Source organism: Mycobacterium sp. SM3041, assembly GCF_039668335.1.
Lineage (GTDB): Bacteria > Actinomycetota > Actinomycetes > Mycobacteriales > Mycobacteriaceae > Mycobacterium.
Genome location: NZ_JAYXBQ010000047.1, coordinates 42403 through 65578, shown reverse-complemented (window position 1 = coordinate 65578; position 23176 = coordinate 42403). Strand labels below are relative to the sequence as shown.

2 protein-coding genes (1 of these 2 cut by a window edge) are annotated in these 23176 nt (G+C 70.2%); both read left to right on the top strand.

Features of this window, described 5'->3' with window-relative positions; all coding sequences use genetic code 11:
- Window positions 1-20219: the 3' portion of a non-ribosomal peptide synthase/polyketide synthase gene (locus VXD91_RS15775; protein ID WP_346415851.1), read on the top strand. Its footprint begins 10717 nt before the window's first position; the window shows 20219 of its 30936 coding nt (coding positions 10718-30936); the start codon falls outside the window, past its left edge; its stop codon occupies window positions 20217-20219.
- Window positions 20216-23176 carry an RND family transporter gene (locus VXD91_RS15770; RefSeq protein WP_244872742.1) on the top strand — a complete coding sequence of 987 codons (2961 nt, stop codon included), beginning with the start codon at window positions 20216-20218 and terminating at the stop codon, window positions 23174-23176. The genes VXD91_RS15775 and VXD91_RS15770 overlap by 4 nt, the downstream gene beginning before the upstream one ends.

Sequence of the window (23176 nt, the reverse complement as noted above, 5' to 3'; positions counted from 1 at the left end):
AGGGCCTGGAGATCGGCATCGAGTTGTCGCCGGCAGCCGGGGCGAGCGAAGCGACGGGAAATGCACAGGTGTGGACGCAGTTCCACTCCTACGCGTTCGACTTCTCGGTGTGGGAGATCTGGGGCGCGCTGCTGCACGGCGGGCGGCTCGTGGTGGTCCCCGACGCGGTGGCCCGCTCCGCCGATGACTTCCACGACCTGCTGGTGCGCGAGCGCGTCACCGTCCTCACCCAAACCCCTTCCGCGGCAGCGGTGTTGTCCACCGATGGGCTGGACGCGGCCGACCTGGTCATCGGCGCCGAGGCCTGCCCGCCCGAGATGGTCGACCGCTGGGCACCCGGCCGGACCATGGTCAACGTCTACGGTCCGACCGAGACGACCATGTGGCTGTGCAAGAGCCTGCCGCTGACCGCGGGCTCCGGGGCGCCGCCGATCGGCTCGCCCACGGCGGGCGCGGCATTCTTCGTCCTCGACGAGTCGTTGCGCCCCGTGCCGCCGGGCGTCGTCGGTGAGCTGTACCTCGCGGGCCGCGGCGTCGGCATCGGCTACTGGCGCCGGTCCGGCCTGACGGCAACGCGTTTCATGGCCTGCCCGTTCGGCGAACCGGGCACGCGCATGTACCGCACCGGCGACCTGGTGTCGTGGCGCCCCGACGGGCAGCTCGACTACTTCGGGCGCGCCGACGAGCAGGTCAAGGTGCGCGGCTACCGCATCGAATTGGGTGATGTCCGTTCGGCGTTGGCCGAGCTGCCGGGTGTCGAACACGCGGCCGTGATCGCGCGCGAGGACCGTCCCGGCGACAAGCGCCTGGTCGGCTACATCGTCGGCCCGGCGGACCCGGCCGAGGCGCGCACCGCACTGGCGCACCGGTTGCCGGGCTACATGGTCCCGGCCGCCGTCATCGCGGTGCCGGCACTTCCGGTCACCGTCAACGGCAAGCTGGACACGCGGGCACTGCCGGCGCCGGACTACCAGGACGCCGCGCGGTACCGGGCGCCCTCGGGGCCGGTCGAGGAAACCCTGACAGCCATCTACGCCGAACTTCTCGGTGTCGAGCGGGTCGGCGTCGACGATTCGTTCTTCGACCTCGGCGGAGATTCGTTGTCCACCATGCGATTGATCGCCGGCATCAACGCGGCGCTCGATGTCGAGCTGCCGGTGCGCACGGTCTTCGAGGCACCCACCGTGGCTCAGCTCGCCGCGCGGATCGGCGACGGGGCGACGCGGCGCGCGCCGCTGGTGGCTGTCGAGCGACCCGACACCATCCCGCTGTCCTTCGCCCAGAACCGGTTGTGGTTCGTCGACCAATTGCAGGGTGCGTCAGCGCTTTACAACATGCCGGTGATGCTGCGGTTGCAGGGCCGGCTCGATGCCGACGCGTTGCGGGCAGCGCTGGCCGACGTGGTCGGCCGGCACGAGAGCCTGCGCACGGTGTTCACGGCGACCGGTGGCACGCCCCGGCAGGTGGTCGTGCCCGCCGACCAGATGGAACTCGGCTGGGACGTCGTCGATGCCGGCGCCTGGACCGATGAGCAGCGCACAGATGCGGTGCGTGCGGCCGCACAGTACGTGTTCGACCTGTCCACCGAAATCCCGGTGCGCGCCAGCCTGTTCCGCCTCGCCGACGATGAGCACCTGCTGGTGGCAGTCGTGCATCACATCGCCGCGGACGGCTGGTCGCTGCAGCCGCTCGTCACCGATCTCGGCACGGCGTACGTCAGCCGCTGTGCCGGGCAAGCGCCGGGCTGGGCGCCGTTGGCCGTGCAGTACGTCGACTACACCTTGTGGCAGCGTGCGCAACTCGGCGAACTCGACGCACCCGACAGCGAGGTCGCGGCCCAGCTGACCTACTGGACCGAGGCCTTGGCCGGCATCCCCGACCGGATCAACCTGCCGACCGACCGGCCGTACCCCGCGGTCGCCGATCTCCAGGGCGCGACCATCGACGTGGACTGGCCCGCCGAGTTGCAGCAGCAGATCGCGCGCGTGGCACGTGAGCACAACGCGACCAGCTTCATGGTGGTGCAAGCAGCGCTCGCCGTCATGCTGGCCAAGCTCAGCGCGAGTTCCGATGTCGCCATCGGCTTTCCGATCGCGGGGCGGCGCGATCCCGCCCTCGACGACCTCGTGGGCTTCTTCGTCAACACCCTGGTGCTGCGCGTCGACCTCACCGGAAACCCGACCGTCGAAGAGCTCTTGGCGCAGGTGCGCGCACGCAGCCTCGCGGCCTACGAACATCAGGACGTGCCCTTCGAGGTACTGGTCGAGCGCCTGAACCCGGCACGTTCCCTGTCGCACCACCCGCTGGTGCAGGTGCTGCTCGGCTGGCAGAACCTGCCCTGGCAGCACATCGATACCGCGGGTGGCCTGGCGCTGGGTGACCTCACGGTCACGCCGCTGCCGGTGGAAACCCAGGCCGCGCGCATGGACCTGGCGTTCTCGTTGTCCGAACGCTGGACTGCCACAGGAGAACCCGCGGGCATCGGCGGCATCGTCGAGTTCCGCACCGACGTTTTCGACGCGGCGAGCGTCGAAGCGCTGGTGCATCGGATGCAGGGTGTGTTGGCGGCCATGACAGCCGATCCCGCCCGAACGCTGTCCACGGTGGATCTGCTGACGCCCCAGGAGCGCGACCGGATCGCGGCCATCGGCCACCGGGACGTGTTGACGCGGCCATCGAGTCCGCCGTCGATCCCCGAGCTGTTCGCCACCCACGTCCGTGCCGTGCCCGATGCGGTCGCGATCACCGACGCGGGTGCCGAGCTGACCTACGCGGAGCTCGATGCGGCGTCGAACCGCGTTGCCCACCTGTTGGCCGACCGCGGCGTCGGTCCGGGTTCGGTTGTCGCGCTGCTGCTTTCCCGCTCGGCCGACGCCATTGTCGCGATGCTCGGTGTGCTCAAGGCCGGCGCGGCCTATCTGCCGATCGATGTCACGTGGCCGTCGGCGCGCATCGCGTTCGTCCTCGATGACGCGGCACCGGTGGCGGCGATCAGTACCGAGCCGGACCTGTTGTCGGGCTTCAGTGGAGCGGTGGTCTCGGTCGCCGACGCTGCCGGACAAGCTGATTCAGCGCTGCCGGTGCCGAATGCCGATGCGCCGGCCTACCTGATCTACACCTCCGGTACCACCGGAGTACCCAAGGGTGTCGGGCTCACGCACGCCAATGTGACGCAGCTGCTCGGGCCGGTCGACGCGGGCCTCCCGGCTGCCGGGGTCTGGAGCCACGCGCATTCGCTGGCGTTCGACGTCTCGGTGTGGGAGATCTTCGGGCCGCTGCTCCGTGGCGGCCGCGTCGTGGTGATCGGTGACGACGTGGCCCGGTCTTCGGCGGAGTTGCATCAGACTCTGGTGCGCGAAAGCGTCACGGTCTTGACCCAGACCCCGACGGCGGCAGCGGTGTTGTCGCCGGCCGGACTGGAAGATGCGGCCCTTGTCGCGGTGGGTGAGGCCTGCCCGCCCGAGGTGGTGCAGCGCTGGGCGACCGGCGGTCGCCTGATGGTCAACGCCTACGGGCCGACCGAGACCACGATGTGCGTCGCGATCAGCGCGCCGCTGACGGCTGAATCGGTATCGGAATCCGCTGTGGTGCCCATCGGTTCACCGGTGGGCGGCGCGGCGCTGTTCGTACTCGACGACTCGTTGCAGCCGGTGCCGCCCGGGGTCGTCGGCGAGCTGTATGTCGCCGGTGCCGGTGTGGGTGTCGGCTATCTGGGACGCGCCGGGCTGAGCGCATCGCGTTTCGTGGCATGCCCGTTCGGGGCGCCCGGAGAGCGGATGTACCGCACCGGCGACCTGGTGCGCTGGGGTGCCGACGGACAGTTGACGTACCTGGGCCGTGCCGACGAGCAGGTCAAGATTCGCGGCTACCGCATCGAACTCGGTGACGTGCAAAGCGCTTTGGCCGCCGTCGACGGAGTGCAGCAGGCCGTCGTGATCGCCCGTGAGGACCGGCCGGGTGACAGGCGCCTGGTCGGCTACGTGACCGGCGCGGTCGACCCGGCCGCGGCGCGGGCCGAACTGGCGCACCGGCTTCCGGGCTACATGGTGCCGGCCGCGATCATGACGCTGGACCGCTTGCCGCTGACCGCCAACGGCAAGCTGGATACCCGGGCCCTGCCCGCGCCCGACTACGTGGCAGGCGACTACCGGGCACCGGCCACCGCGGTCGAGGAAATCCTGGCCGGCATCTTCGCGAATCTGTTGGGACACAGCCGTGTCGGTGTGGACGATTCGTTCTTCGATCTCGGTGGCGACAGCATCGCCGCCATGCGCCTGACCGCCGCGATCAACGCCGCACTGGACACGGACCTGGCGGTGCGCACCGTGTTCGAGGCGCCGACGATCGCCGAGTTGGCGCCGCGGATCGGGACGGCCGCGCCGCGGCGCGAGCCGCTGGTACCCGGGGAACGGCCGGACGTCATCCCGCTGTCCTTTGCCCAGAATCGCCTGTGGTTCCTGGAACAACTGCAGGGCCCGTCCGCGACCTACAACCTCGCCACGGTGCTGCGTCTCACCGGAGAGCTCGACGCCGGCGCGCTGCACGCCGCGCTCGTCGATGTCGTGGCCCGGCACGAGGCGCTGCGGACCGTGTTCGTCGCCCCGGACGGCGTGCCGCAGCAGGTGGTGCTGCCCGCCTCCCGGGCCGACATCGGTTGGGAGAGCACCGATGCGACCGGCTGGTCCAGGGACCGGCTGGACGCTGCCGTAGCCGACGCGGCCCGGTACGCCTTCGACATCGCCACCGAGATTCCGTTGCGGGCCAGCCTGTTCCGGGTTGCCGACGACGACCACATCCTGGTCGCCGCCGTGCATCACATCGCGGCCGACGGCTGGTCGATCACGCCGCTGGCGCGCGATCTGGGCGTCGCCTACGCGAGTCGGTGCGCCGGACTGACACCGCAGTGGTCCGAGCTGCCGGTGCAGTACGTCGACTACACGCTGTGGCAGCGTGCGCAATTCGGGGATCTGCACGACAGTGACAGCCCGATCGCGGCGCAGCTCGACTACTGGCAGGACGCGTTGGCGGGGCTGCCCGAGCGCCTGCAACTGCCGACCGACCGGCCGTACCCGCTCGTGGCGGATCAGCACGGCGCGACCGTCGCCATCGACTGGCCGGCCGCGCTGCAGCAGCAGATCGCGCAGGTGGCGCGTGACCACAACGCCACCGGATTCATGGTGGTGCAGGCGGCTCTGGCCCTGCTGCTGTCGGCCGTCAGCGCGAGTCCCGATGTCGCCGTGGGTTTCCCGATCGCCGGCCGCACCGACCCGGCGCTCGACGACCTCGTCGGCTTCTTCGTCAACACCCTGGTGCTGCGTGTCGACCTGTCCGGCGACCCGACGTTCGCCGACCTGCTGGCGCAGGTGCAGCAGCGCAGCCTCGCGGCCTACGAGAACCAGGACGTGCCGTTCGAGGTACTCGTCGAGCGGCTGAACCCGACGCGGAACCTGACGCATCATCCGCTGGTGCAGGTGCTCCTGGCGTGGCAGAACCTCCCAGGCCAGCAGGCGCACGGCGCCGGGTTGACGCTCGGTGACCTCGAGGTGACGCCGGTCCCGGTCGACACCCAGACCGCGCGCATGGACCTGACGTTCTCGCTCGGCGAGCGCTGGGCCGACGACGGCGCTCCCGCCGGCATCGCGGGAACCGTCGAATATCGCACCGACGTGTTCGACGCGCCGAGCATCGAGACACTGATCGAGCGGCTGCAGCGCGTATTGGCCTCCGTCAGTGCCGATCCCACGGCGCCGGTGTCCAAGGTCACGTTGCTCGACGACGCCGAGCACACGCGCCTCGACGAGCTCGCCAACCGTGCGGCGCTCCAGCGGCCCGCCCCTGACGTATCGATCCCGGAACTGTTCGCCGGCGTCGCCGCGCGCACGCCGGACGCGCACGCAGTCAGTTGCGCGGGCGACACCCTGACCTACCGCGAACTCGATCGGCGGGCCAACCAGTTCGCGCACCTGCTCGCGACGCACGGCGCCGGTCCGGGACAGACTGTGGCGCTGCTGCTGCCCCGGTCCGCGGAAGCCATCGTGGCGATCCTGGCGGTACTCAAGACCGGGGCGGCCTACCTGCCATTGGATCCGGCGCTGCCGGCGTCCCGCGTCGAATTCGTGCTCGCGGACGCGGCGCCGGTCGCGGTGATCACCACCGGCGACCTGGCAGACCGCGTCTCCGGCATCGACATCGCGGTGCTCGATGTGGACGAGCCGTCCGTGGCCGGCCGGCCCGACACCGCCCTGGCCGGACCCGCAGCAGACGACATCGCCTACCTGATCTACACCTCCGGCACCACCGGTGTCCCGAAAGGCGTTGCCGTCGCGCACCGTAACGTGACCCAGCTGATCGGCGCCCCGGACTCCGGGCTGCCGACCGCCGGTGTGTGGAGCCAGTGGCACTCGCTGGCGTTCGACGTCTCGGTGTGGGAAATCTTCGGTGCGCTGCTGAACGGCGGCCGCCTGGTCGTCGTGCCCGAGTCGGTGGCGCGGGCACCGGAGGACCTCCACGCGCTCGTGGTGGCCGAGCGGGTCACCGTACTGAGCCTGACTCCCTCTGCGGCAGGCGCACTTTCGACCGACGGCCTGGACGGCGTCACCCTGGTGGTCGCGGGCGAGGCGTGCCCCACCGATCTGGTCGACCGCTGGGCCGGCCGCGTCATGATCAACGCCTACGGACCCACCGAGGCGACCATCTATGCCGCGATCAGCGCACCGCTCACAGCCGGTGAGCCGACGGTGCCGATCGGCTCGCCGGTGCCGAACGGCGCAACGTTCGTGCTGGACAGTCACTTACGGCCGGTTCCGGTCGGTGTCGTCGGTGAGCTGTACCTCGCCGGCGGGGGAGTGGCGGCAGGGTATCTGCGCCGCGGCGGACTGACCGCCGCACGCTTCGTGGCGTGTCCGTTCGGCGCGCCCGGCGCCCGCATGTACCGCACCGGTGACCTGGTGCGGTGGCGGGCCGACGGCCAATTGGACTACCTGGGCCGGGCCGACGATCAGGTCAAGATCCGTGGCTACCGCATCGAACTGGGCGATATCCAGGCCGCGCTGGCGGACCTGGACGGTGTGGACCAGGCCGCGGTGATCGCCCGCGAAGATCGGCCGGGGGACAAGCGACTCGTCGGCTATCTCACCGGCTCGGCCGACCCGGAGACGGTTCGCGCCGCGCTGGCAGACCGGTTGCCGGCGTACATGATTCCGGCCGCGGTGGTTGTGGTGCCGGAACTGCCGCTGACCGCCAACGGCAAACTCGATGTCCGGGCGCTTCCGGCGCCCGAATATGCCGCGGGTGATTACCGAGCGCCCGCCAACGCCATCGAGGAAGTCCTCGCCGGCATCTACGCCGCGGTACTCGGTGTCGAGCGCGTCGGCGTCGACGACTCGTTCTTCGACCTCGGTGGCGACAGCATTTCGTCGATGCAGGTCGTGACCCGCGCGCGGGCGGCAGGCCTGATCTGCCGGACCAAGGACCTGTTCGTCGAGCAGACCGTCGCCCGGCTGGCCCGGGTGGTCGAGGTGAGCGAAAACCCCGACGGGGACGCCGATTCGGGTGTCGGCCCGCTGCCGGCCACCCCGATCATCGAATGGCTGCGCACCGTCGACGGCCCCACCGACCAGTTCAACCAGACCGTCGTGCTGCAGGCCCCGGCGCACGCCACCGACGCGGACGCGGCGATCCTGCTGCAGGCCTTGCTCGATCGCCACGCCACGCTGCGCCTGCGCGTCGAGGACGGTGAGTTGAGCACCGCTGAGCCCGGCGCCGTGGACGTCCGCGATTGCCTGCACACCGCCGACACCTGGACCGACGACGCGCTCGCCGCGGCGCGCGCGCAGCTGAACCCCGCTGCCGGGGCCATGCTGAGCGCGCTGTGGGTGGCCGACAGCCGGCAACTCGCGATCATCATCCACCACTTGGCGGTCGACGCCGTGTCGTGGCGAATCCTGTTGGAAGACCTGAACATCGCGTGGGTGCAGCACCGGGCCGGACAGCCCGTGGCATTGCCGGCGGGTGGTACCTCGTTCCGGCGGTGGGCGCAGGTGCTCGCCGAGCATGCCCAGACGACCGACGTCGCCGCTCACGCCGCGGCCTGGCAGCGCGTCACGCAGGCGCCGGCCGTATTGCCTGCCGTGCAGCCCGCGATCGACACCTTCGCCAGTGCGGGGCACCTCGCCGCCGAACTGGATGCCGAGACCACCGCGACGCTGCTGAGCGCCGTGCCGTCGGCGTTCCACGCCGGGATCAACGACATCCTGGTCATCGGATTCGCCTTGGCCCTGGCGGAATTCGCGGGTGAGCACGGCGGGACGATCGGCATCGATGTCGAGGGGCACGGGCGTCATGAAGACCTCGGCGCCGATATCGACCTGACCCGGACCGTCGGCTGGTTCACCACCAAGTCCCCGGTGTCGATCACCCTCGGGGACATCACCTGGGCACAGGTGATCGCCGGTGACACGGCGCTGGGCGCCGTCGTCAAGGACGCCAAGGAGCAACTCCGGGCACTGCCGGACCCGCTCAGCTACGGCTTGCTGCGGTACCTGAATCCCGTTGTGGACGGCAACGATCCGACCGTCGGCTTCAACTACCTCGGGCGACAGGGCGGTACCACCGAACTGTCCGAGGACCTCTGGCGCATCGGGGACCGGACCCCCTCCGCGGCCCTGGCGATCCCCATGCCGCTCATGCACACCCTGGAACTGGGGGCCGGCGCCGTCGAGACTCCCGACGGTCCACGGCTGCATGCCAATTGGACCTGGGCGCCATCGGCACTCGACGCGGAACAGGTGACGCGCCTGAGCCGGCTGTGGTTCGAAGCGCTGTCCGGCATCTGCGCCCACGTGTCGGACGGCGGTGGCGGCCTGACACCGTCCGACATCGCGCCGGCCCGCCTCAGCCAGCAGCAGCTCGATGAGCTGGAACGGCAGCGCGCAGTCGCCGACGTACTACCACTGACCCCGGTGCAGGAGGGCCTGCTCTTCCACGCCACCACCGCCCAGAGCGACGGTGACCTCTACGCCGGACAGCTCGACATCGGCGTCACCGGCCGGCTCGACGCCGACCGGCTGCACACCGCCGTGCGCGCCGCGGTCGCCCGGCATCCGCATCTGGTGGCGAGCTTCCACTCGAGGTTCGGCCAGCCGGTCCAGGTCATCCCGGCCGAGCCCGAAATCGGCTGGCAGTACCTGGAACTCGACAGCGACGCGCAGGTGACACAGCTCCGCGCAGCCGAGCGTGCCGCGGTGTGCGACCTCGGTGCCGGGCCGGTCTTCCGCGCCGCGCTGATCCGGGTCGCACCCGACCGGTACCGGTTCGTGCTGACAAACCACCACATCGTGCTCGACGGCTGGTCGATGCCGATCCTGCTGGCGGAGATCTTCGCGAACTACCACGGTCACCGGCTCCCGCCGGCCACGCCGTACCGCAACTACGTCAGCTGGCTGACCGATCGGGACCACGACGCGGCCACCGCCGCATGGGGCGAACTGCTCCGCGGCCTCGATACGCCCACCTTGGTCGGACCCGCCGGTCGCACGGAATCGGGGCCGCGCGGTGTCGAGACCGTCACGCTCCCGGCGGAAATCGCCACGGCGGCCGCCGAATTGGCACGCGCCCGGCACACCACCGTCAACACCGTGCTGCAGGCCGCGTACGCCCAGCTCCTGTGCTGGCTCACCGGCAGCCACGACGTCGTGTTCGGCACCACGGTCTCCGGCCGGCCCGCCGAGGTCGCCGGCGTCGAATCGATGGTGGGCCTGTTCATCAACACCGTGCCGGTGCGCGCCAACCTCACCGCGACCACCACGGCCGCCGCGCTGCTCGACCAACTGCAGGGTGGGTACAACGACACGTTGGAGCATCAGTACCTGGCGCTCAATGACATTCACCGCATCACCGGTCAGGACCAGCTGTTCGACACGCTGTTCGCGTTCGAGAACTACCCCGTCGACACCGCGGCCCTGTCCAGCGATGCCGAGCTGGCCGTCACCGATGTGGCGACCCACGAATCCACGCACTACCCGCTGACCGTGCAGGCGCAACCGGGCCGCGAGCTGACCATCCGCGTCGAGTACGACACGACGGTCTTCGGCACGGCCGACATCGCGGCGATGGTCGAGCGGCTGCAGACCGTGCTGGCGGCCATGGCCGCCGATCCGGACCGGCCGCTGTCGGCGATCGATGCCCTCGAGCCGGACGAGCGGGCCACGGTCGATCGGTGGAGCGGGCGCGCCGTCCTGACCGAACCCGTCGCCGGGCAGACGGTTCCGGAACTGTTCGCCGCGCAGGTGTCTCGCACCCCCGATGCGGTGGCCCTGACCTACCAGGACTCGGCCTGGACGTACCGGGACCTGAACGACACCGCGGACCGGTTGGCTCACGCGTTGGCGGCTCGCGGCGCGGGTCCGGGACAGACCGTGGCACTGATGTTCCCCCGCTCGGCCGACGCGGTCATCGCGGTCCTGGCGGTGCTCAAGACCGGCGCGGCCTACCTGCCGATCGACCCCGCACTACCCACGGAACGCGTCGAGTTCATGGTCGCCGACGCGGCGCCGGTGCTGCTGTTCACCACCCCGGAACTGGTCGCCGAGATGTCGGGACCGGGTGTCCCCGTGCTGGACGTGGACACCGTCGCGGAACAGCGCAACGGCACCGTCACAGCGGTTTCCGGACCGGGCCCCGACGACATCGCGCACATCATCTACACCTCCGGAACCACCGGGCAGCCCAAGGGCGTCGCCGTCACGCACCGCAACGTGACGCAGCTCTTCGCCGGGCTGGACCTCGGCTTCGACCTGGGTCCGGAACAGGTGTGGGCGCAGTTCCATTCGTACTCGTTCGACTTCTCGGTGTGGGAGATCTGGGCGGCCCTGCTGCACGGCGGGCGCCTCGTGGTGGTCTCCGACGCGGTGGTCCGGTCGCCGGATGAGTTCCACGCCTTGCTCGTTCGCGAGGGCGTCACCGTGCTGGCGCAGACACCGTCGGCGGTCAGTCTGCTGTCGCCGCAGGGTCTGGAGTCGATGGCCTTGCTGATCGGTGCCGAGGCCTGCCCGCCGGAACTGGTGGACCGGTGGGCGCCGGGGCGTGTGATGCTCAACGTCTACGGCCCGACCGAGACCACCATGTGGGTCTCCAAGAGCACGCGGCTGACCGCGGGGTCCGGTGCGCCGCCGATCGGTTCGCCGGTCCCGGGCGCCGCGCTGTTCGTGCTCGACGAGTGGCTGCGGCCGGTGCGGCCGGGCGCGATCGGCGAACTCTACGTGGCGGGCCGCGGCGTCGGGGTCGGCTACTGGGGCCGATCCGCCTTGACCGCAACACGTTTCATGGCGTGCCCGTTCGGCGCGCCCGGAACGCGCATGTACCGGACGGGCGACCTGGCGAGCTGGGGTCCCGACGGGCAGCTGCGCTACCTCGGCCGCGCCGACGAACAGGTCAAGATCCGCGGCCATCGCATCGAACTGGGTGAAGTGCGGTCTGCTCTGGCGGCGGTGGCCGGCGTCGAGCAGGCGGTGGTGGTCACCCGCGAGGACGAAGCCGGCGGCAAGCGTCTGGTCGGCTACGTCGTCGGGTCGGTGAATCCGGCCGAGGTGCGTGCCGCGCTGGCGCAGCGTCTGCCCGGCTATATGGTGCCGGCGGCCGTTCTCGGCCTGGCCGAACTTCCCGTCACGGTCAACGGCAAGCTCGACACCCGCGCGCTGCCGGAACCGGAATACGTTGCGGGCGTGTACCGCGCGCCGGGCAGCCTCACCGAGGAGATCCTGGCCGGCGTCTACGCGCAGGTGCTCGGCATCGAACGGGTGGGTGTTGACGATTCGTTCTTCGACCTCGGTGGCGATTCGCTGTCGACGATGCGGCTGGTCGCGGCCATCAACTCCGCACTGGACGTCGACCTCCCGGTCCGCACGGTCTTCGAGGCACCCACCGTCGCACAGCTGGCGCCGCGAATCGTCGCCGGCGAGCGTGGCCTGCAGCCGCTGACCGTGGCGGCGCGGCCCGACGTGGTGCCGCTGTCGTTCGCGCAGAACCGGTTGTGGCTCGTCGACCAGGTGCAGGGGCCTTCGCCGGTCTACAACATGGCGACGGCCCTGCGGATCGAAGGCGCACTGAACGTCGAGGCCCTCGGCGCGGCGCTGACCGATGTCGTCGGCCGGCACGAGAGCCTGCGCACGCTGCTCACCGCACCCGACGGCACGCCCCAGCAGGTCGTGATTCCCGCGGCGCGTGCCGATTTCGGCTGGAACGTCGTCGACGCCACGCAGTGGTCGGCGAGCCGGCTGCACGACGCTCTCGAGGCCACCGCGCGGAGCACCTTCGACCTGGCCGTCGATATCCCGTTGCGGGCGAAACTCTTCCGCGTCGCGGACGACGAACACGTGCTGGTGGCCGTGGTGCATCACATCGCCGCCGACGGTTGGTCGCTGCGGCCGCTGGTCGCGGATCTGGGACTGGCCTACGCCAGCCGGTGCGCCGGGCAGGCGCCCGACTGGGCACCGCTGCCGGTGCAGTACATCGACTACACCCTCTGGCAACGCGCACAATTCGGCCGCCTCGACGACCGTGGCAGCCGGGTGGCGGCGCAGCTGGCGTACTGGGAGGACGCGCTCGCCGGCCTGCCCGAGCGCGTACAGCTGCCGACTGACCGGCCTTACCCGTTGGTCGCCGACATGGCCGGCGCGACGGTCGCCGTGCAGTGGCCCGCCGAGTTGCAGGAACAGGTCGCCCGGCTGGCCCGCGAGCACAATGCCACGACCTTCATGGTCGTGCAGGCCGCCTTGCTGGCGCTGCTCGCCAAGGTCAGCGCGAATGCCGATGTCGCCGTGGGCTTCCCGATCGCCGGACGACGCGATCCCGCACTCGATGACCTGGTCGGTTTCTTCGTCAACACTCTCGTGCTACGCGCCGACCTGACCGGCGACCCGACATTCGCCGACCTGCTGAACCAGGTCCGCAGCCGCAGCCTGGAGGCCTTCGAGCACCAGGACGTGCCGTTCGAGCTGTTGGTGGAGCGGCTGAATCCGGCGCGCAGCCTCACCCACCATCCGCTGGTGCAGGTCATGCTGTCGTGGCAGAACTTCACCGGCCTGACCGACCCCGCCGCCGGTTCCGGGTTGAAGGGCTTGGACGTCACGTCGATCCCGCTGGGCACCCAGTCCGCCCGCATGGACCTGACCTTCTCGCTTTCCGAACGCTGGACTGCGACAGGTGCACCCGCCGGCATCGGCGGCGAGGTGGAGTTCCGCACCGACGTGTTCGACGCGGAAACCGTTGCCGCGCTGGTCAACCGGATGGAATTGCTGCTGGCGGCGATGACCGCTGAGCCGCAGCGGGCGCTGTCGTCGGTGAGTCTGGTCGACGCCGCCGAACAGGTCCGCCTCGACGAGCTCGGGCACCGTGCGGTGCTCACCGCGCCGGCCGGGGCAGCCGGCTCCATCCCGGAGTTGTTCGCCGCGCAGGTGGCCCGCACTCCGGACGCGGGTGCGCTCACCTGGCAGGGCCGGACCCTGACCTACGCGGAACTGGACGCGGCGGCAAATCGGTTGGCACACGCACTGATCGGTCTCGGTGCCGGTCCGGGGCAGACGGTGGCACTGCTGTTCCACCGGTCTGCCGACGCGATCGTCTCGATCCTCGCGGTGCTCAAGACGGGGGCGGCGTACCTGCCGATCGATCCCGCCCTGCCGTCGGCGCGCATCGAGTTCATGCTCGGCGACGCCGCACCGGTCGCCGCCGTCACCACCGGCGATCTGGTCGAGCGCTTGGCCGGATTCGACCGGCCCGTCCTGGACGTCGCCGACGCGGATATCGAAAACCAGCCCGCCACAACGCCTCCGGCACCCAGCCTGGGTGACATCGCGTACCTGATCTACACCTCCGGCACCACCGGCGTGCCCAAAGGTGTTGCCATCACGCACCGCAACGTCGTGGGTCTGCTCGGTGAGCTGAAAGACCAGCTGCCGACGGCACGCGTGTGGAGCCAGTGGCATTCACTGGCCTTCGACGTCTCGGTGTGGGAGATCTTCGGTGCGCTGCTGCACGGTGGACGCCTCGTCGTGGTGTCCGAGACGGTGGCTCGCTCGCCGGAGGAACTGCACGAGCTGCTGGCTGCCGAGGGTGTCACGATGCTGACCCAAACTCCCTCCGCCGCAATGATGTTGTCGCCGGCGGGGCTGGAGTCGACGTCGCTGGTGGTCGCGGGCGAAGCCTGCCCGCCCGAGCTCGTCGATCGCTGGGCGACCGACAGTGCCCGAGCGGGCCGCGTCATGCTCAACGCCTACGGCCCGACCGAGGCCACCATCTACGCCGCGGTGAGCGCGCCGCTCACCGCGGGTTCGCCCGTCGCACCGATCGGCACGCCGGTGTCGGGTGCGGCGGCCTTCGTCCTGGACGAGCGGTTGCGCCCCGTGCCGGTCGGCGTGGTCGGTGAGTTGTACGTCGCCGGCTCGGGCGTCGCGGCCGGATACGTGCAGCGCGGCGGATTGACCGCGTCGCGCTTCGTGGCGTGCCCGTTCGGCGCGCCGGGACAACGCATGTACCGCACCGGTGACCTCGTGCGGTGGGGCGCCGATGGCCAGCTGCAGTACCTGGGGCGGGCCGACGAGCAGGTCAAGATTCGTGGCTACCGCATCGAACTGGGTGACGTGCAAACGGCTTTGGCCGGTCTCGACGGCGTCCGCCAGGCCGCGGTGATCGTGCGCGAGGACCGCCCGGGCGACAAGCGCCTCGTCGGCTACATCACCGGCACCGCCGACCCGGCCGAGGCGCGGGCCGCGGTGGCCAAACACCTTCCGGCGTACATGGTTCCGGCCGCGGTGGTCGCGATGGCGACGCTGCCGCTGACCCCCAACGGCAAGCTGGACCGGCGCGCGCTCCCGGCACCGACGTACGGCAACGCCGACCAGTACCGGGCGCCGCGAACGCCGGTCGAGGAGACGCTCGCCGCGGTCTACGCCGACGTCCTCGGCGTCGAGCGCGTCGGCGTGGACGATTCGTTCTTCGAGCTGGGCGGCGACAGCATCATGTCGATGCAGGTGGTGGCCCGGGCCCGGGCGGCCGGTCTGAGCTGCCGGCCGCGCGACGTCTTCGTCGAGCAGACGGTGGCGCGCCTGGCCCTCGTGGTCGAAACCGTCGGCGACACCGCCGATGTCGCCGACGCGGGTGTCGGCCCGGTGGTCGCGACACCGATCATGCGATGGCTGGCAGGTGTCGACGGTCCGACGGACCACTTCAACCAGACCATGGTGGTGCAGGCTCCGGCAGGCGCCACCGAGGCCGACGTCGCAATGCTGTTGCAGGCCCTGCTGGATCGGCACGCCATGCTGCGACTGCGGGCCGGCACCGACTGGTCGCTGCACGTGCCCGACGCGGGCACTGTCGATGCTCGGGAGTGCCTGCACACGGTCGACGAGCTGACGGAAGACGCGGTCTCCGCGGCACGGTCGCGGCTGAATCCGGCGGCCGGTGTGATGCTCAGCGCGCTGTGGGTGGCGCCGGCGCGTCAGCTCGTGCTGATCATCCACCACCTCGCCGTGGACGGCGTGTCGTGGCGAATCCTGCTGGAGGACTTGAACGTCGCGTGGCTGCAGTCCCGCGCGGGGCAGCCGGTCGAGCTTCCGGCGAGTGGCACGTCGTTCCAGCGCTGGGCGCAGGTCCTCGTCGAACACGCGGCGGCGCCCGAGGTGGTTGCGCAGGCCGAGGCGTGGCGGGAGGCGGCGGCGACGCCCGCACTGTTGCCCGCCGTGCAGCCGGAGCGGGACACCTTCGCCACGGCCGGGCAGCTGTCGGTCACGCTGGACGACGTCGACACCGTCCAGACGCTTTTGCGCGAGGCCCCGGCGGCGTTCCATGCCGGCATCAACGACGTCCTGCTGATCGGGTTCGCCCTGGCGATGGCCGAATTCGCCGGTAGCGGCCGCACCATCGGTATCGACGTGGAAGGCCATGGCCGGCACGACGAGATCACCGATAACGTCGATCTGTCGCGCACCGTCGGCTGGTTCACAACCAAGTACCCGGTGGCCGTCACGGTCGGGGAGCTGTCCTGGAGCCAGGTGACGTCCGGCGAGGCCGCCCTGGGCGCGGTGCTCAAGCACGCCAAGGAGCAGCTGCGCGCACTGCCGGACGGCCTGACCTATGGCCTGCTGCGCTACCTCAACGACGACATCGATCTCGAAACCGCCGATCCAGCAATCGGATTCAACTATCTGGGCCGACTCGGTGGTGGGTCCGAGCTGTCCGACGAGCTGTGGCAGGTCGGCCGGGACGGTGCGGCGGCAGCTGAGGTCACCGGTCTGGCGACCGCGGTACCGATGCCGTTGATGCACACCCTCGAGCTCAACGCCGGCACAGTCGACACCGACGCCGGCCCGCAGCTGCACGCCAATTGGACGTGGGCACCGTCGGCGCTCGACGGCGAGCAGGTCGAGCGGCTCAGCCGGTTGTGGTTCGATGCGCTGACCGGCATCTGCACCCTCGTGCGTGCCGGCGGTGGTGGGCTGACCCCGTCGGACATCGCACCGGCCGCACTGAGCCAGCAGCAGATCGACGAGCTGGAGCGTGAACACGCGATCGCCGACATCCTGCCGGTGACGCCGCTACAACAGGGCCTGCTCTTCCACGCCGCGCAGACCGGCGCCGAGGCCGATCTGTATGCGGTGCAACTGGATCTGACGCTGGCCGGACCGCTCGACGCGCAGCGGCTCCGCGACGCCGTGCAGACGGTGGTGCAACGGCACCCGAACATCGCGGCCCACTTCTACGCCGGCCTGGAGGTGCAGGTCATCCCGGCGGCACCCGACGTAGCGTGGCGGGTGCTGGACGCAACCGACGACGAGGTCACGCACATCTGCGCCGCCGAACGCGCCGCGGTGTGCGACCTCGGCGACCAGCCGCCCTTCCGGGTTGCGTTGATCCGCGCCGGCGAACAGCGGCACCGGCTGGTGCTCACCAACCACCACGTCGTGATGGACGGCTGGTCACTGCCGGTCCTGCTGCGCGAGATCTTCGCGGGCTATCACGGCTACCGGCTGCCCGCCGCGGTGCCGTACCGCCGCTTCGTCACCTGGCTCTCCGACCGGGATCTCGATGCCGCGCGCACCGCCTGGGCCGAGGTGCTGGCCGGTGTCGACACTCCGACACTGGTTGCCGCACGGACCGCATCGGGTGGCCGTGGCGTGAAATCCGCTGCGCTGTCAGCCGAAACCACACGTGCCGTCGCAGAGCTGGCGCGGGCCCGTCACACCACCGTGAACGTCGTCCTGCAGGCGGCCTACGCGCAGCTGCTCATGCAGCTGACGGGCCGGCACGACGTGGTGTTCGGAACCGCGGTGTCGGGCCGCCCGACCGACGTGGCCGGCGCGGACGAGATGGTCGGCCTGATGATCAACACCGTCCCGGTGCGGGCCACCGCGACCGCGGTCACCACCGTGGCCGAACTGCTCGACCAGATGCAGGACGCGCACAACCGGACGCTCGATCATCAGCACCTGTCACTCGCCGAGATGCACCGGATCACCGGCCAGGACCGGCTTTTCGACACGCTGTTCGCGTACGAGAACTACCCGCTGGGCGCCGCCGCGTCAGGCGGCGTCGGGGACCTGACCATCACCGAGTTCAGCAGCCATGAGCAGAACCACTATCCGTTGACGGTGCAGGCCATGCCGGGTGACGAACTCGGCCTGCGCCTCGAGTACGACACCGCGGTGTTCGAGGCGGCCGACATCGACCGGCTCGTCGAGCGGTTCGAACGCGTGCTGGTCGCGATGACCACCGCGCCCACCGGGCGGCTTGCGTCGGTGAATCTGCTTGCTGCCGAAGAGTGCTCGCAACTGGATCGGATCGGCAACCGGGCCGCCACAGCCGAGGCGCAGGCATCGATTCCGGAACTCTTCGCCGCCCAGGTCGACCGCACCCCGGAGGCTGTCGCGCTCACCGGACCGGACCGCTCGCTGACCTACCGCGATCTCGACGAGGCCGCGAATCGGTTGGCACACCACCTGATCGATGCCGGCGCCGGTCCGGGGCGGACCGTGGCACTGCTGTTCCCCCGGTCGGTCGACGCCGTGGTGGCGATCCTCGCGGTCCTCAAGGCCGGGGCGGCGTACCTGCCGATCGATCCGGCGCTGCCGGCGGAGCGGCTCGCGTTCCTGCTGTCCGATGCGACGCCGAGCGTCGCGGTCACGACGGCAGACCTGGCCGGCCGGCTCGGTGACTTCGACGGCCCGGTCATCGTCGACGCTGCCACCGAAAACTCTCCTGCCACAAGGCTTCCGGACCCGGACCCCGACAGCGTCGCCTACCTGATCTACACCTCCGGTACCACCGGCCTGCCCAAGGGCGTGGCGGTGGCGCACCGCAACGTGGCGCGCCAATTCGCGACACCGCTTGCGGGTCTGCCCGCCGATCCGGTGTGGACGCAGTGCCATTCGTACGCGTTCGACTTCTCGGTGTGGGAGATCTGGGCCGCGCTGCTGCACGGTGCCCGGCTGGTGATCGTGCCCGAGTCGGTGACGGCGAGCCCCGACGAGTTCCAGCGCCTGCTCGCGGCCGAGCACGTCAACGTCCTCACCCAAACCCCTTCCGCAGCAGGCGCGTTGGTGCCGGATGCACTGGCGCCACTGGCGCTGCTGCTCGGCGGTGAGGCCTGCCCGACCGAATTGGTCGACCGCTGGACGGCCTGCGGGCACACCGTCGTCAACGCCTACGGCCCCACCGAGACCACGGTGTACGCGGCGGTGACCGAACCGCTGACAGCCGGCACGGCCTCGGTACCCATCGGCACGCCGGTGCCCGGCACGGCGCTGTTCGTGCTGGACGGCTGGTTGCGCCCGGTTCCCACGGGCGTCGTCGGCGAGCTGTACGTCGCGGGTGCCGGCGTGGGTGTCGGCTACGCCGGCCGGCCGGGGCTGACCGCGGGCCGGTTCGTGGCCTGCCCGTTCCCGGGCGTGGGGGAGCGGATGTACCGCACCGGCGACCTGGTGCGCTGGGACGACGACGGTCGTCTGCACTACGTCGGCCGCGCCGACGAGCAGGTCAAGATTCGTGGCTTCCGCATCGAACTCGGCGAAGTACAAACGGTTTTGGCACGCCTCGACGGCGTGGAGCAGGCGGCGGTGATCGTCCGCGAGGACCGCGCCGGCGACAAGCGCCTCGTCGGCTACATCACCGGCACCGCCGATCCCGCGGCACTGCGCACTCAGCTCGCCGACCTGCTGCCGGCCCACGCGGTCCCGGCCGCCGTCGTCGTCCTGCCGGCGCTGCCCGTCACGATCAACGGCAAGCTCGACGTCCGCGCGCTGCCCGCGCCCGAATACCGGGCGGGCGCCTACCTGGCTCCGCGCACCGCCACCGAGGTGGCGCTGGCCGCCGTGTACGGCCGGGTCCTCGGTGTCGAACGGGTCGGTGTGGACGAGTCGTTCTTCGACCTCGGTGGCGACAGCATCTCGGCGATGCGCTTCGTTGCGGCGATCCGCGCCGACCTCGGCACCGAGCTGTCGGTCACGGCGGTGTTCGAGGCGCCCACGGTGCAGGAGCTCGCCGAGCGGCTGACGGAAGACAGCGCGGCGGCACCCGAGATCGCCCCGGTGCAGGTGCTGAAGACCGGTACGGGCGTCCCACTGTTCTGCCTGCACGCGGTCAGCGGCATCAGCTGGCCGTACCAGGTGCTCGGCGGCCACGTCGACGGTCCGATCATCGGCATTCAGCAACCCGCCGCGGACACCCCGGGATCGCTGAGCGACATGGCGGCGACCTACGCCGACCGGATTCAGGCCGAGCAGCCGTCCGGCCCGTACCACCTGCTGGGCTGGTCGTTCGGCGGTGTCGTCGCGCATGCCGTCGCGGTCGAGCTGCAGCGGCGCGGCGGCACTGTCGCCCGGCTGGTGCTGCTCGACGCCGAGCCGAGCCTGCGCGTCGCGAACCAGGCGGTCGACCGGGATCAGCTGGCCGGCATCGTGGACGACGGTCTGATGGACCTGTTGGTGCGCAACTTCGACACCAACGTCGCGCTGTACCGGGAGCACGAGGCCGGCCGGTTCGACGGCGATGTCGTGGTGATCGCGGCGGCCGCGGATGACGCCGAGCGCGGCGCCTTCCTCGCACAGAGCTGGCGCCCGCACGTGGCCGGCACCGTCACGGTGCACGAGGTGCGGCGCGGACACCATGAGATGCTGACCGGCGAAGCGCTTGCCGAGTACGGCAGGTATCTGAGCGGTGAGGCAACGTGATAGCTCGGTCGGGCAAGGGTGTGTTCGCCGGGGCTTTCGAGCTGCTGGCGCGATTGGTGCTACGCCGGCCCTGGGCCGTGATCGGCGCCTGGCTGCTGCTCGTCGTGGCGCTGTCGGCGGCCGTGCCGCCGCTGATGAAGCTGGCGAGCGACCGCAACCAGGAGCTGTTGCCGAGCAACTCCGCGGTCATGGCGGCGACCCGGGACATGACGTCCGCGTTCCACGAACCCGGGATCCAGAACATCGCGCTGGTGGTCCTCACCGACGAGAACGGCCTGACCAAGGCCGACGAAGACGTCTACCGCACCCTGGTCGACAGCCTGCACCGCGACACCGCCGACGTGGTGATGGTGCAGGACTTCATCTCGCAACCACCCATGCGAGAAGTGTTGGCCAGCAAGGACAACAAGGCGTGGTTCATCCCCGTCGGTATCCGGGGTGAGCTCGGCTCACCGGAGTCCAGCGAGGCGTACAAACGCGTCGTCGGCATCGTCGACCACACCGTCTCCGGCTCGACTCTGACGGTCCACATGACGGGCCTGACGGCCACCGTCGCCGAGCGCGAACAGCTCGGGCTGCGTGATCTGCGGGTCATCGAGACCGCCACCGTCGCCATGGTGCTGCTGATCCTCTTTGTGGTGTACCGCAACATCGTCACGATCCTGGTGCCGCTGGCGACCATCACGGTGTCGCAGGCCGCCGCGACGCAGGGCGTGGCGGCGCTGGCGACATGGGGGCTGCCCATCTCGCAGCAGACCGTCGTGTTCATGAGCGCCATGATGATCGGCGCCGGCGTGGACTACGCCGTCTTCCTGATCAGCCGCTACCACGAATACCTCAGGCAGGGACTCGATTCCGACGAGGCCGTGGCGCGGGCGCTGACCGCCATCGGCAAGGTCATCGCGGCGTCGGCGGCCACCGTCGCGGTGACGTTCCTGGGCATGAGTTTCACCAGCCTCAAGGTCTTCTCGACGACGGGTCCGGCGCTGGCGGTCACGATCGCGGTGGCGTTCCTGTCGTCCATCACGTTGTTGCCGGCGATCCTCACGCTCGTCGGGCGGCGCGGCTGGGCCCGGCCCCGCAAGGAACTGACCAGCCGCTTCTGGCACCGGTCCGGCATCAACATCGTGCGGCGCCCCGTGGTCCACCTGGTCGGCAGTCTCGTCGTGCTGATCGCGCTGGCGGCCGGCGTCGGCTGGCTGCACACCAGCTACGACGCCCGCACCGCACTGCCCGCGACGGCCGAGAGCAACATCGGCATGGCCGCCATCGAGCGGCACTTCCCGGCGAGTGTGACGGCGCCGCAATACCTTTTCGTCCAGTCGCCGCACGACCTGCGGACGACCAAGGGCCTCGCCGACCTCGAACAGATGGCGCAGCGCGTCGCGCAGCTGCCCGACATCGCCGCCGTCCGCGGCGTCACCCGCCCGACCGGCGCCCCGCTGGAGCAGGCGACGCTGAGTTACCAGGCCGGCGAGATCGGCGACAAGCTCGCCGAGGCCACCAACAAGATCAACGGCAGCGTCGACCAACGGCAGGCTCTCGTCGGCGGTGCGGGCAAGCTCGCCGACAGCCTCGCCACGGTGCGCACCCAGCTGACCAAGACCATGGGCGTGATCGACAGCCTGAACAAGAGCATGGCGAGCATCAAGGACCAACTGGAGAGCTCACAGGAGTTCCAGGACGCGCAGCGGCAACTGGACAGCGTGCGCAATTCCGGTGACGTGCCGAACATCCCGCCGCGGTCGGGCAGCCAGAACTTCCAGGACATGGTCGCCATGGCCGACGCGCTGCTGCAGCAGCGCAAGGACAACCCGGGTTGCGATGCCGATCCCGATTGCGCGGGGCAGCGCGACCAACTGCAGCGGCTCTCGGACGGCCTGCACAAGATGCAGCCCTCTTTGGACTCGGCGGCCAAAGCCCTTCGCTCCCTTGGCGGCAGTGGTGCGGGCGCCAGCCCGGCGAGCATGAAGCAGAACATGGCGTCGCTGCAGGAGGGCGCCAACGCGCTGGCCGAGGGCAGCCGCAAGATCGCCGAGGGGCTGCGCGTCCTCGACGACCAGACCAAGCAGCTCGGCGAAGGCCTCTCGCACGCGTCGGCATTCCTGCTGGCGATGAAACTGCACGCCTCGGAGCCGGGAGCCGCGGGCTTCTACATCTCCCCGGAGATCCTCGGCAATGACAAATTCAAGGACCTGGCCCGGGTCTTCATGTCCCCGGACGGGCATTCGGCGCGGTACCTGGTCGAGTCCAAGCTGAACCCCTACGACACCAAGGCCATGGATCAGGTCAAGGCGATTCTCGCCGCCGCGCAAGGCGCACAGGCCAATACGTCGCTGGCGGACGCCAAGATCGCGATGTCGGGCATGACGCCGTACTACGCGGAACTGCGCGACTACTTCAACAAGGACCTGCGGTACATCGTGCTGATGACCGTCATCGTGGTTTTCCTGATCCTGGTGCTGCTGCTGCGGGCCGTCGTCGCACCGCTGTATCTCGTTGGCACCGTGATCCTCTCGTGCCTGTCGTCGCTCGGCATCGGGGTCATCGTGTTGCAGATTCTCGGCGGTCAGCCCATGGCGGCGAGTACTCCGGGCATGGCCTTCATCGTGCTGGTGGCCGTCGGCGCCGACTACAACATGCTGCTGATCTCCCGGATCCGCGACGAATCGCCGAACGGCATCCGTTCGGGCGTCATCCGCACGGTGCGGAGCACCGGCAGCGTGATCACCTCTGCCGGAATGATCTTCGCCGCACCCATGTTCGCCATGCTGTTCAGCAGCATCGGCTCGATGGTGCAGGGCGGCTTCATCATCGGCGTGGGCCTGCTGATCGACACCCTCATCGTCCGCACCGTCACCGTGCCGGCGCTGGCCGTACTGGTCGGCAAGTACAACTGGTGGCCATCGAGAAACAGGAGCGGTTCCAAGCGGAGGCCGGCGCCCGTCCTCGGCTAG